Consider the following 12,238-nt stretch of genomic DNA (forward strand, 5'->3'; position numbering starts at 1 on the left):
GGGCGTCGCAGGGCGGGGGCTATCCCGACCGGCTGGCCTCCCGGCTCCGCAAGGACGGCCTCCCCGTGGGCCATACCAACCTGGGGCAGAGCGGCGCGCGCGTGCGCGACGTCGTGAACAACGCCCTCAAGCGCGTCATCGCGTTGCAGCCCACGCTCATCACCCTGGGCGTGGGCACCAACGACATCTGGCGGGGCACCGAGGCGGCGGAGTTCCAGGACGACCTGGACCGCATCGCCCGGCGGCTGAAGCAGACCGGCGCGCCCATGGTCGTCGTGAACATCGCGGACATGGCGCTCGCGCCCGTGGCGAAGATGGTGCCCAGCGCGCTGTACGAGGGGCGCATCGAGCCCTTCAACGAAGCCATCGCCTCCGTGGCCCACGCGCACGGGCTGCACCTGGTGGACCTCTACACCGCCAGCCGGGAGATGATCCCCCGGCGCCCGGACTTCTTCTGCCCGGATGGCTTCCACCCGTCCGCGGCGGGCTACGAGGAGTGGGCGGACCTGATGCTCCCCGTGGTCCGCACGCTCGTGGGGCGGTAGGCCCCGCGCCCTCAGGCCTTCGCGATGCCTGGAGGCGTGGGCGGCGTGGCGGGCGGATCCGCGGGCGGCGTGCTGATGCTGCGCTCGCGGCCGGGGTGCACCTCCATGCCGGGCTCGAACGCCGTCACGCGGTTGCGGCCCGTGCGCTTGCTGCAATAGAGCGCCGAGTCCGCGCAGTCCACCAGCGTGTCCTGCGACGTCGCGTCCGTGGGGAAGTGCGCCACGCCGATGGACACCGTGACGTGCCCGCCGGGCAGCCCCGGGCGGCTGAGCGTGACGGCGTCCGCCACCGCGCGGCGCAGCGTCTCCGCCACCTCCACCGCAGTGGCCTTGGACACCTGCGGCAGCAGCAGCACGAACTCCTCGCCGCCGTAGCGCCCCAGCGTGTCCACCTTGCGCGCGCGGGTGCGCAGCACCTCGGACACCCGGCGCAGCGTCTCGTCCCCGGCGCGGTGCCCGGCCAGGTCGTTGAGCCGCTTGAAGTGGTCCACGTCCACCATCAAGAGCGCCAGCGGCACGCCGAAGCGCTGGGCGCGCGCCAGCTCCAGGTCCATGCGCTGGAAGAGGTGGCGGCGGTTGGGCACGCCCGTGAGCGCGTCCGTCAGCGTGAGCTTCACCGTCTCCGCGTGCAGGCGCGCGTTCGTCACCGCCGTCGCGGCCTGATCCGCCACCGCGGTGAAGAGTTCGATTTCCTCCGCGGAGATGCTCGCCGTCTCCGGGCGCTGGAAGTTGATGACGCCCAGGAGCGTGTCCGCGTGCACCATGGGGACCGCCAGCAGCGTGCCGTGCTCGGAGCCGCCGCGCAGGCCGCGCCGCGCGAAGATGCTGGTGGGGTCCGTGAGGTCCGGCAGGTACACGGCCTTGCGCGACTGGGCGGCCCGGCCACACGCGCCCTCGCCCATGGCGAAGGTGTGGCCCTCCAGGCCCCGGCCCTGCGGCCACGCGTGCTTCACCTCCAGCATGCCCTCCTCGTTGAGGAGCATGATGGAGAAGTCCGGGATGTGCAGCCGCTCCACCACCAGGCGGGTGATGCGCGACAACAGCTCGTCCAGCTCCAGCGTGGTGTTGAGCGAGCGGGCCACGTCGAACAAGAGCGACAGCTCCGTCAGGCGCTCCTCCAGCTCGTCCTTCAGCGCCAGCTTCTCCTTCACCAGCTGGAGGTCGCGGTGCGTGTCGATCTCCTCCACCTTCATGGAGGTGAGCCGCGCGAGCATCTGGTTGAAGGCCGCGCCCAGCCGCGAGATTTCATCCGTGCCCCGGGACTCCGCGCGCACCAGCAGGTCGCCGTCCGCCGCGCGCCCCATGGCCTCGCTCAGCCGCTTGAGCGGCGCGGTGAGCACGAAGCGCAGGGACAGCCAGGTGACGAGCCCCAGGATGCCCACGAAGAGCACCATCGCGCCCAGCGCGTCCTGGAACACCGTCTGGAGCTGGCGGTGCAGCGCGGGCTCCCCCAGGCGCACCTGGAGCACGCCCATGCGCTGCGCGGCCTGCCCGGTGTGACAGCCGGAGCACTCCGGACCGCCCAGCGGCCGCACCACCTCCGTGCCGTGGTCGCTGGAGCGCGCCGTCTCCGGCCCTGTCGCGGACAGCCGCGCGGCCTCCGGATGCGGGTGGCCCTGCTCGGCCGGCCGCCGGCTCCAGCGGATGCGCCCGTCCGGCGTCAGGATGCGCACGTCCTCCACGGAGCGGAACAGCCGCGTGTCAGAAGACAGCACCTCCGCCACCGCGCCATGCGGCGCCGCGCCCGGCACCTGCGGCAGCAAGAACGTGTTGGCGACAGCCTCCGCCAGCGCGAGCGCCTCCAGGTGGGTGCCCTCCCGCACTGCCTGTCGCGCCTCGCGCGAGAAGTGGCCCACACCCAGGAGCGCCACCACCAACCCGGGCAGCGCGATGCTCCACAAGAGCTTCCTGCCAATCGTCTCGGAACCGAGGGCCATGTGCGGGGCGCAGTGTGTTCCGCGCGCTCGCGTTCTGTCCGCGAGTGACGGAGTGTTGAAAATTGTCAGGCGCATGACACGCCCTGTCAAACGTACCGGTGTCGAAATATTGAAACGAGAGTGTTGTTCCCCGGCCTGTTCCTGTTTTCACGGGTTGTACCCTTGGCGCGGCGGACGTACTCCCGAAGTCCAAGCCCGGAGATTGGAAGTCCACCATGACCCAGCCCCTGTTCCTCACGTCCTCGCTGTTGCCGGTGCCGCACGGCTTCGCCACGCGCGCGGGAGGCGTGTCCGAAGGGCCCTACGCGTCGCTGAACCTGGGCTTCTCCGTGGGCGACGAGCGCGCCCGCGTGGAGGAGAACCACCGCCGCCTGGCGCAGGCCGCGGGGGCGGGGCTGGGTGCGCTCTGCCGCGTGTCGCAGGTGCACGGCGACACGGTGCTGGAGGCGCGCGGCCAGGCGGACGAGGTGCTGCGCCCGACGCTGGGCGAGGCGGACGCGCTGTGGACGGAAGGGGAGGGGAGTTGGGTGGCGGTGGGCACCGCGGACTGCGTCCCGGTGCTGCTCGTGGATCCGCGAGGCCGGCGCGTGGCGGCGGTGCACTCGGGATGGAAGGGCACGGACCTGGAGATCAGCGCGCGCACGGTGGAGACGCTGGTGGCGCGCGGCAGCCGGCCGGAGGACCTGCTGGCGGCGGTGGGCCCCTGCATCCAGGCGTGCTGCTACGAGGTCTCCCCTGAACTGGGGGACCGCTTCCGCGCGCGCTTCGGCGGGGAGGTGGTCCGCGAGGGGGCGAAGCCGCACCTGGACCTGCCACGCGCGGTGAAGGCGTCCCTGCTGAAGGCGGGCCTGAAGGCGGCGCACGTGGACGTGCTACAGGCCTGTACGGCGTGTGATCCGGACCGGTTCTTCTCCCACCGGCGGGACGCGGGACGCACCGGGCGTCACCTCAACCACGTACTGCACCGCTTCTAGCGGAGGCCCGCCGGGTCGTTTTCTTGACGGTCTCCGACCGGCCTTCCTATCCTCGACCTGGAATTCCCTCCGTCCAGGCTCGTGCCGGTGCGTCCCTTCCTCTTCCGCCTGTTTGCCGCCGTCGCGCTGTCCGCGCCGACCGCCTGCGCCACCACCGCCGCTTCCCAGACGGAAGTGGGCCGGCTGGAGGCGGAGGTGCGCACGCTGCGCGCGGCCCAGGCGTCGCTCGTGGAGCGCCTGGAGCGGCTGGAGAACCGCGACACCGTCGCTCGCGCCCGGAACGCCGCCGCCCCCGCCGCCGCGAAGCCCTCGGCCACCGCGAGCACGAAGCCGGAGGCCGCGTCGCCGGAAGCGGGCGAGCCGCTGGGCCTGGCGCCGGCGGAGCTGACGGTGGTGCGGCTCAAGCCGAAGAAGGAACCCGCGCCGCGCATCAACACGGCCGTGGCGGTGGTGGAGCCGGACCCGGATCAGATGGAGATGTTCATCTCCCCGGTGGAGGGCTCGTCCGGGACGGGTTCCGTCATGCCCGCCCGCGTGGAGGTGCCGGAGAAGGATCCGGACATCCTCGACGCCGAGTACGAGCGCGCGGTGGCCATGCTGCGCACCGGCAACGTGGAGGGCGGCGTGGACACGCTCACGCGCTTCGCCGCGGACAACCCGCGCCACCCCCGCGCCGACAACGCCCTGTACTTCAGCGGCCTGGGCCAGATGGGGCTCAAGGACACCGTGGGCGCGGCCAGGACGTTCGAGAAGCTCATCAAGAACTACCCCGCCGGGGACGCCGTCCAGGACGGCATGCTCCGGCTCGCGGAGTGCCGGGTGCGGCTGAACCAGGCCGTGGATGCCCGAGCCCTCTATACCCGCGTCGTCACCCAGTTCCCGGGGACGGCCGCCGCCACGCAAGCGGAGCAGCGGCTCGCCGCGCTCTCGCCGTAAGCCCTTTGTGAAAGGACGTCGTCCGATGCGCTCCCGGATCCTCGCCACCCTGCTCGTGCCCCTCACCGTCGCGCCGGCATGGACGGCTTTCGCCCAGGACGCGCAGGAGGAGGAACCCCAGCCGGCCTCCACCGAGACGGAAGGGCAGGACATCTCCGACGACGTGGAGCAGCGCCCCACCTCCGTCACGCTCCCGCCCGGCGCCGCGCAGGGCCGTGAGAGCGCGCCCGGCCAGGTGCACACGGTGGAGACGGGCGACACGCTGTGGGACCTGTCCCAGCGCTACCTGGGCAGCCCCTGGTACTGGCCCAAGGTCTGGTCCTACAACCCGCAGATCGCCAACCCGCACTGGATCTACCCGGGCAACAACGTGAAGTTCTTCCCGGGCGGCGAGGAGGTCCCCGCGCGCGTGGAGGGCGGCGACCTGCCCTCCGACGACGTGGTGGCGCCCACGGAAGTGAGCGGCAGCAGCCTGGTGTCGGTGGTCGGGAAGATCGGCTTCGACCCGGCCAACGCCCGCCCGGTGACGACCAAGGGCTTCGTGACGCAGCGCGAGCTGGACGAGGCGGGCCGCATCGACGGCTCGGCCTCCGAGGCGCTGATGCTCTCCGCGCCGGACAAGATCTACCTGCGCTTCAAGAAGCGCGGCGCCGCCAAGATTGGCGACCGCTACGTCATCTTCCACACCGTGGAAGAGGTGAAGCACCCGGTGACGAATGCGCGCACGGGCTACCTCACGGAGCTGCTGGGCACGGTGCAGGTCGTCGCCATCAACAACGACGTGGTGACCGCGCGCATCACGGAGACGTGGGACCCCATCTCCCGCGGCGACCTGGTGGGCCCCTCCAGCGAGAAGCTGTCGGAGCGCGTGGCCCCCAAGCCCAACGCCAAGGAGATCCCCGGCTATGTGCTCACGCCGATGACGCCGGGCCAGACGCTGCTGGGTGAGCACCACTTCGTCGTCGTGGACCGCGGCACCGCCGACGGCGTCCAGCTGGGCAACGTCTTCACCATCGAGCGCCGGGGTGACCCGAGCCGGGACGTGCTCGGCCGCAGCGACTACAAGCCGGGCGACGCGGGCAAGAACCAGAAGGCCTACCCCTGGGAGGCCGTGGGCCAGTGCATGGTGACGGAAGTGCGTGAGCGCACCTCCAACTGCCTGCTGACCCGCACCCTGGTGGAGGTCTCCGCCGGCGACCGCGCCACCATGCGCAAGGACGGGACGCCCACCGCCAGCCGCTGAAAAGCGGCGCGGCGAACGGCAGGAATGCTGCATTCCGGCCCGCCCGGGAAGGGCGGGTCGCTTGACCCCCGAAGAACCGGTGTTATGTGTCACGCCCCTCCCGGGACCACCTCTATATAGGTGGGAAACAGGCGGGGGACGGCATGGCGGGCACGAACACGGATACGCACCCACACGCAGACGAGCAGCGCGCCACCCTGGCGCTCTGGGCCATTTCAGGCCTGGGGCCCCGGACGTTGGCCTCCGTGCGCGCGTTCGCCGGAGGAGCGCTGTCCCGGCTCGCCTCCACGCCCGTGCGGGACTGGGTGTCCGACGTCCCGGTGCCCGTCCCCGTCCGCCAGCGGCTTGCCACCGTCGCTTCGCTGGACGCCCTGGCGTCCCGGACCGAGGAGGCCTGTGCGCGTTCGGGACTCCAGGTGGCCTTCGCGGGCACGCCCGCCTATCCCGCCCGGCTGGAGGGCGTGGAGGACGCGCCGCCGCTCCTGTTCCACCTGGGCAACCCCGGGCCGCCCCGGCGCCGGCTGGCCATGGTGGGCAGCCGCCATCCGGACCAGGGCTTCCTGCCCTTCGCTCGCACGTTCGCCCGGAAGGTGGCCCAGGCCGGGGTGGGGGTGGTGTCCGGCGCGGCCGAGGGCGTGGACCGGGCCTGCCACTGGGGCGCCCTGGACGTGGGCGCGGAGACGTGGGCCTTCCTGGGCTCCGCGCTGGACGCGCTGGACCCCGCCCAGGCGCGGCTGTTGCCCCACTTCCTCGAGCGGGGCGGGGTGTACTTCAGCGAGCTGCCGCCCGGGGTCCGGGCGAGCACGACGACCTTCCCCCGGCGCAACCGGCTCATCGCTGGCGCGTCGGACGCGGTGCTGGTGATGCGGGCGGGAGAGGGTTCGGGGGCGCTGTACACGGCGGACGCGGCCCTGAGGCAGGGCCGGCCGGTGTTCGCCCTGCCGGGGGATGTCTGGCAGCCGGCCGCGGCGGGCTGCAACGCCCTGCTGGCGGACGGACGGGCCCGCGCCTGCACGTCCGCGGAAGCAATCTGCGCGGTGGTGGGCGTTGACCCCGTCCGCGCGGTGCCCGCGGGGCGGGATCCGGGGTGGTGGGAGGCGCTGTCGGCGGAAGCGCGCGGGGCCTATGGGCTGTTGGACAGGGTTCCCCGTTCGTTCGACGAGGTGCTCGCCGCAAGCCCGCTGTCACCCGCGGCGCTCACGAGCGCCCTGGTGGAGTTGGAATTGTCGGGGCTGGTGGTCCAGCACCCGGGTAAACGGTACGAGAAGGTCTAGAGGCAGTTCGAGGTAGGAGAGCCATGGCCACGCGGAAGAAGACACAGGCGGCGCAGACGGAGGAGGCGGCGGCGGAGGAGACGCCCAAGAAGGCGGCTGCGAAGAAGCCGGCGGCGAAGAAGGCGGCCAAGAAGAAGACGGCGGCCAAGAAGGTCGCCGCCAAGAAGAAGACGGCGGCCCGCCGCCGTGGCGCGGACGCCGACGAGCTCCCCACCGTGGACGCGGACGCGGACGCCGAGGAGGAAGTGCCCGAGCGCCGTGGCAAGGGCCCGCACTACCTGGTCGTGGTGGAGTCTCCCGCCAAGGCGAAGACCATCAAGAAGTACCTGGGCTCCGGCTACACGGTGAAGGCGTCCGTGGGGCACGTGAAGGATCTGCCCAAGAGCAAGATTGGCGTCGACGTCGAGGACGACTTCAAGCCCGAGTACACGGTCATCAAGGGCAAGGAGAAGGTCCTCAACGAGCTCAAGAAGATGGCCAAGACGGTGGACCGCGTCTTCCTGGCGACGGACCCCGACCGCGAGGGCGAGGCCATCGCCTGGCACATCAAGGAGGAGCTGGGTCACCCGGACTCGCTCCGCGTGACGTTCAACGAGATCACTAAGCGCGCCGTGCAGGAAGCCATCGCGCAGCCGCGTGAGCTCAACCAGGACAACTACGACTCGCAGCAGACCCGCCGCATCCTGGACCGGCTCGTCGGCTATCAAATCTCGCCGCTGCTCTGGAAGAAGATCCGCCGGGGCCTGTCCGCCGGCCGCGTGCAGTCCGTGGCGGTGCGCCTGATTGTGGAGCGCGAGGCGGAGATCAAGGCCTTCCAGCCCGAGGAGTACTGGACGCTGGACGCGCTGGTGCAGGGCCCGCAGGGGCCGCCGCCCTTCAAGGCGAAGCTGTCCCGCGTGGACGGCAAGAAGGTGGAGCTCAAGGACCGCGCCACCACGGACGGGCTCGTCGCGGAGCTGAAGGACGCCTCCTTCACCGTGGCGAAGGTGGACCGCAAGGAGCGCCGCCGCAACGCGCCCGCGCCCTTCATCACCTCCAAGCTCCAGCAGGAGGCGGCGAACCGGCTGCACTTCACCGCCAAGAAGACGATGACGCTGGCGCAGAAGCTGTACGAAGGCGTGCCGCTGGGGGAAGAGGGCCAGACGGCGCTCATCACGTACATGCGTACGGACTCCACGCGTCTGTCCGACGACGCCGTGACGCAGGTGCGCGAGTTCATCGGGCAGAAGTACGGCGCGGACTACCTGCCCGCGGAGCCCATGGTCTACAAGAGCCGCAAGAGCGCCCAGGACGCGCACGAGGCCATCCGGCCCACGTCCCTGGAGTACCCGCCCGAGCGCGTGCGTCCCTTCTTCGACGCCATGGACGAGCTGGACATGTTCCGGCTCTACGAGCTCATCTGGAACCGCTTCGTCGCGTGCCAGATGAAGCCCGCCGTCTATGATCAGACGGCCGCGGACATCACCGCGGGCCGCGCCACCTTCCGCGCGTCCGGCAGCACGCTGAAGTTCCCCGGCTACCTGGGCGTCTACGGCTCCGGCCTCACGCCGGAGGAAGAGGCCGCGGCGGAGAAGGCCAAGGCCGCCGGTGAAGAGGCCGCGGAGGACGCGGTGGGCGAACTGCCGCCGCTCAACGAGGGCGAGACGCTCACGCTGGACAAGCTGCTCAACGAACAGCACTTCACCCAGCCGCCCCCGCGCTTCAGCGAGGCCACGCTGGTGAAGGAGCTGGAGGAGCGCGGCATCGGGCGTCCGTCCACGTACGCGGCCATCCTCTCCAACATCCAGGACAAGAAGTACGTGGAGAAGCTGGAGAGCCGCTTCCGTCCCACCGACCTGGGGCAGATGACCAACGAGATGCTGGTCAAGCACTTCCCCCACGAGATGGACATCGCCTTCACCGCCAGCATGGAGGAGAAGCTGGATCAGATCTCCGACGGCGGCACGTCCTGGAAGACGGTGCTGCACGACTTCTACGGCCCCTTCAAGGAGACCCTGGAGAAGGCCGAAGCGGAGATGCGCGACGTCAAGCGCGAGGAGATCAAGACCGACATCGCCTGCGAGAAGTGCGGCAACCCGTTCGTCATCAAGTTCGGGAAGATGGGCCACTTCCTCGCCTGCTCGAACTACCCCGACTGCAAGAACACCAAGGACTTCAAGCGGGACGCCGAGGGCAAGATCGTCATCGTGGAGGAGGAGACCACGGACGAGAAGTGCGAGAAGTGCGGCAAGCCCATGGTGATCAAGCGCGGCCGGTTCGGGCGCTTCATGGCGTGCTCGGGCTACCCGGACTGCAAGACGTCCAAGCCCATCTCCATTGGCGTCAACTGCCCGGAGTGCAAGGTGGGCTACCTCACCGAGCGCCGCAGCGGCCGCGGGAAGATCTTCTTCGGCTGCAACCGGTACCCGGACTGCAAGTTCGCCGCGTGGGACCGGCCGCTCGCGGAAGCCTGCCCGCAGTGCGCGTCGCCCTACCTCCTGCAGAAGTTCTCCAAGCGGGACGGCGCCTACATCGCCTGCCCCAATAAGGAATGCGACTACCGCCGCGAGGTGGTGGAGCCCGCCATTCCGGGGGCTTCGGCGGAGGGCGCGCCTGCTCCCACGCCCACCGTGGAAGCCTGAGGGGAAAGCCCAGTCATTCCAGGGGGGTAGGCCCGGCCCCCTGGCTTGACACCCTCGCGGGCGAAGTCCTAGAAGTCCGGATTGCTCCCGGCCCGCCAGCATGCCTCCTGCCCGTTTCGCGGCAGGGGTGCGCGCGGGGGTAGCGAAAGGACGCGGTCCGCGATGAATCCCTCCCTGAACGAGTTGCTGCGCGTAGTGGTGGCCGAGGCCGCCCCCGCAGCGGCGGGCCACGCTTCTTCCGGAGGCCTTGGGGACTTCATCGTCGGCGCGTTCAAGGCCGGCGGTCCGTTCATGTACGTGAACCTGTTCTGGCTGGCCGCGTCGCTGGCTGTCATCGGCGAGCGCGCGGTGACGCTGCTCTACCGCTACCGCCTCAACGCGACGGCGTTCATCGAGCAGGTCCACAAGATGGTGCGCAGCGGCAACCTGGACCGCGCGGTGAAGTTCTGCGGCATGGCGCCGCGCTCGCCGCTGGCCCGCGTCATCCGCGCGGGGCTCATCAACGCGAACCGCGGTGAATTGGAAGTCGCCAAGGCGGTGGAGGAGGCGCTGGCGGAGTACACGCCGCACGTCTCGCGCCGGGTGCAGTGGCTGTGGTCGCTCGCGAACATCGCGACGCTGGTGGGCCTGGTCGGCACCATCGTGGGCCTCATCGGCACCTTCCGCGCGCTGGGCAACGTGCCGGCGGAGCAGAAGCAGGCGCTGCTCTCCAACGGCATCTCGGAGGCCATGTACAACACGGGCTTCGGCCTCTCCATCGCGGTGCTCTGCATCGTGTCGCACCTGTTCTTCAGCAACTACGCCAAGAACATGGTGGAGCTGGTGGAGCTCAACGCGCTGAAGCTGGAGAACCTGCTGTCGCGCCGGGGCTCGCTGGAAGTCGTCCCCGCGGACCCGGACGTCCGCGCCGCTTCGTAGTGGTGGCCCCGCCATGGCGTTCCACTACTCACGCCGGAAGCTGAAGCCGAGGGAAGAGGAGGAGGCGGGCGAGCTGAACATCGTCCCGTACCTCGACATCCTCATGAACCTCATCATCTTCATGCTGCTCTCCATCACGGGGCTCACCGCGTTTGGCGCGCTCAACGTGAACGCGCCCAGCTATGGCGCCAGCGTGGGGGCAGGGGGCGACGCGGACGCGCCCAAGCTGAACCTGTCCGTGCTCATCTCCCAGAAGGGCCTCTTCATCCGGGGCAACAGCGCGGAGCTCCCCGCCACGGAAGCCGGGGCGCCCACGGTGCCCGTGCGCAAGGACGGGACGCAGGACTTCGCGGCGCTGAACGCCCAGGTGGTGAAGCTCAAGGCCGCCTTCCCTCAGGAGACGAAGGTCATCGTCGCGGCGGATCCGGACATCCCCTACGAGTCGCTGATCCAGACGATGGACGCCCTGCGTGAGACGACGGGCACCGCCGCCGAGCGCAAGCTGCTCTTCCCCGACGTCACCCTGGGCGTCCTCTAGCCATGTCCGAATCCGCGCCCCTGTCCGCCGAGGAAGCCGATCAGCTCGCGCGCATGCGCTACCGCCGGGCGCTCGCGCGCAAGAAGCGCAAGGAGCGCGAGGCCGCCAGCGAGGTGAAGGAGCTCAACATCACCGCGATGATGGACATGATGACCATCATCCTGGTGTTCCTCCTGAAGTCCTTCGCGTCGTCTTCCGCGGCCATCACCGCGTCGGAAGACGTCCGGCCGCCGGTGTCCTCCACGCGCGCCACGCCCAAGGACACGGTGGCCGTCACCATCACCCCCAGGTTCATCCTGGTGGGGGACAAAGAGGTGGTGCGGCTGGAGAACGGCCGCATCCCGCAGAACCAGCTCCAGGGACGCCTGGTGCTGGGGTTGGATCAGCGGCTGAAGAAGGAAGTGGAGAAGCTCAAGCTGATCGCCTCACGCAACCCGGCGGCGCCGTTCACCCATGAGCTGTCGGTCATCGCGGACAAGATGGTCCCGTATGATCTGCTGCTCACGGTGCTCTACACGGCGGGCGAGAACGAGCTGCAGAACTACCGCTTCATCGTGCTCCAGCGCGACTCGGAGTAGCCGCCGGACACACGACTCCCCCGCGCGGGATGGACGCACGGGGGAGCGCTGGCACGGCTTCGCTAGAGGGACAGGCTGCCCACGTGGCGCGCGGCCTCCCGCGTCTCCTGCTCATGGATGGCGGCGTCCTCCTCGCAGCGGATGGCGAAGGGCATGGCCTCCAGCCGGTCCAGCGAGATTTCGTTGCCGCAGTCCACGCACTCGCCAAAGACGTCGTTGTCCATGCGGCTCAACGCCGCGTCGATGAGCATGATCTCCCGGCGTTGCGCTTCAATCAGCGTGGAGAGCGTGTAGTCCGCCAGCTCTGCCTGCGCCTGCTCCTCGTACTCGGGATCGCGCTCCTGATCCTTCAGCGCGGCCAGCTCGCGGCGGGCGCCCGCCTGGGCGGTCTCGGTCGTCCTTCGACGCTCCTGCAGCAGGCTGCGGATCTTCAACAAGTCGTTGGCTCGGCTCATGGCTGCGTCACTCCCATCCCAGATTCGCGGTTGAAGGGCGCTCGCCCGGACGCTTCCCGTCCCGAGCGAAGACCGCGAGAAACCTAGGGTTGGATCCCAGGTGGGGAAACCTCACCTCCCATTCCGCCCGCATGGTGGGACGCAGGGCAGGCGGGCGGACGTGAAAGGGCGGGGCCTCTCTGCTAACAGGGCCCTTTGGGGCCCCGGTATGGGGGGCCC

General features: G+C 70.1%; 11 protein-coding genes. 9 read left to right on the plus strand and 2 right to left on the minus strand.

The features are described from left to right. A partial coding sequence (locus D7X96_RS18475; RefSeq protein ID WP_244219639.1) for an SGNH/GDSL hydrolase family protein occupies nt 1-545 on the plus strand: 545 nt, incomplete at its 5' end. An 11-nt stretch (nt 546-556) separates the two neighbouring features. On the opposite strand, the gene D7X96_RS18480 is transcribed toward D7X96_RS18475, so the two are convergent. After that, a complete protein-coding gene (locus tag D7X96_RS18480; protein ID WP_121770332.1) occupies nt 557-2,482 on the minus strand; it encodes a GGDEF domain-containing protein in 1,926 nt (641 codons plus the stop codon). Between the two features lie 215 nt (nt 2,483-2,697). Here D7X96_RS18480 and pgeF point away from each other — a divergent pair, with 215 nt between their 5' ends. From pgeF to D7X96_RS18520, 8 genes are all read left to right on the plus strand, one after another. After that, entirely contained in the window at nt 2,698-3,456 is a 759-nt protein-coding gene (gene pgeF / locus D7X96_RS18485) for a peptidoglycan editing factor PgeF (protein ID WP_121725202.1), read from the plus strand. An 87-nt stretch (nt 3,457-3,543) separates the two neighbouring features. After that, nucleotides 3,544-4,392, plus strand: coding sequence for a tetratricopeptide repeat protein (locus tag D7X96_RS18490; protein WP_370450131.1), 849 nt, complete (start codon nt 3,544-3,546; stop codon nt 4,390-4,392). A gap of 25 nt (nt 4,393-4,417) precedes the next feature. Beyond that, nucleotides 4,418-5,635, plus strand: a complete 1,218-nt coding sequence (locus D7X96_RS18495; protein ID WP_120547881.1) for a LysM peptidoglycan-binding domain-containing protein — start codon at nt 4,418-4,420, stop codon at nt 5,633-5,635. Between the two features lie 143 nt (nt 5,636-5,778). Continuing rightward, nucleotides 5,779-6,909 (plus strand): DNA-processing protein DprA, encoded by a 1,131-nt coding sequence (locus D7X96_RS18500; protein ID WP_121770333.1) that lies wholly within the window; start codon nt 5,779-5,781, stop codon nt 6,907-6,909. A 23-nt stretch (nt 6,910-6,932) separates the two neighbouring features. Continuing rightward, nucleotides 6,933-9,530 carry a type I DNA topoisomerase gene (gene topA, locus D7X96_RS18505; protein ID WP_120547879.1) on the plus strand — a complete coding sequence of 866 codons (2,598 nt, stop codon included), beginning with the start codon at nt 6,933-6,935 and terminating at the stop codon, nt 9,528-9,530. Nucleotides 9,531-9,692: 162 nt separating this feature from the next. Next, entirely contained in the window at nt 9,693-10,448 is a 756-nt protein-coding gene (locus tag D7X96_RS18510; RefSeq protein WP_120547878.1) for a MotA/TolQ/ExbB proton channel family protein, read from the plus strand. Between the two features lie 13 nt (nt 10,449-10,461). Further along, complete coding sequence (locus D7X96_RS18515) at nt 10,462-10,986, plus strand: ExbD/TolR family protein (RefSeq protein WP_121770334.1); 525 nt, start codon at nt 10,462-10,464, stop codon at nt 10,984-10,986. Between the two features lie 2 nt (nt 10,987-10,988). Continuing rightward, the gene (locus D7X96_RS18520) at nt 10,989-11,564 is read left to right on the plus strand and encodes an ExbD/TolR family protein (protein WP_120547876.1); all 576 of its coding nucleotides are present in this window, start codon (nt 10,989-10,991) and stop codon (nt 11,562-11,564) included. Nucleotides 11,565-11,626: 62 nt separating this feature from the next. Here the strand turns inward: D7X96_RS18520 and D7X96_RS18525 are convergent, their stop codons facing one another. After that, nucleotides 11,627-12,019: a TraR/DksA family transcriptional regulator gene (locus tag D7X96_RS18525; protein ID WP_120547875.1), complete on the minus strand. Its 393-nt coding sequence runs from the start codon at nt 12,017-12,019 to the stop codon at nt 11,627-11,629. Nucleotides 12,020-12,238 lie beyond the last annotated feature (219 nt).

The sequence above is a fragment of the Corallococcus interemptor genome, from assembly GCF_003668875.1.
Lineage (GTDB): Bacteria > Myxococcota > Myxococcia > Myxococcales > Myxococcaceae > Corallococcus > Corallococcus interemptor.

Coding starts and splice junctions, on each gene's coding strand:
- D7X96_RS18525 (WP_120547875.1), bottom strand. CDS start 12,019: ATGAGCCGAGCCAACGACTTGTTGAAGATCCGCAGCCTGCTGCAGGAG.
- D7X96_RS18515 (WP_121770334.1), top strand. CDS start 10,462: ATGGCGTTCCACTACTCACGCCGGAAGCTGAAGCCGAGGGAAGAGGAG.
- D7X96_RS18495 (WP_120547881.1), top strand. CDS start 4,418: ATGCGCTCCCGGATCCTCGCCACCCTGCTCGTGCCCCTCACCGTCGCG.
- D7X96_RS18480 (WP_121770332.1), bottom strand. CDS start 2,482: ATGGCCCTCGGTTCCGAGACGATTGGCAGGAAGCTCTTGTGGAGCATC.
- topA (WP_120547879.1), top strand. CDS start 6,933: ATGGCCACGCGGAAGAAGACACAGGCGGCGCAGACGGAGGAGGCGGCG.
- pgeF (WP_121725202.1), top strand. CDS start 2,698: ATGACCCAGCCCCTGTTCCTCACGTCCTCGCTGTTGCCGGTGCCGCAC.
- D7X96_RS18500 (WP_121770333.1), top strand. CDS start 5,779: ATGGCGGGCACGAACACGGATACGCACCCACACGCAGACGAGCAGCGC.
- D7X96_RS18520 (WP_120547876.1), top strand. CDS start 10,989: ATGTCCGAATCCGCGCCCCTGTCCGCCGAGGAAGCCGATCAGCTCGCG.
- D7X96_RS18510 (WP_120547878.1), top strand. CDS start 9,693: ATGAATCCCTCCCTGAACGAGTTGCTGCGCGTAGTGGTGGCCGAGGCC.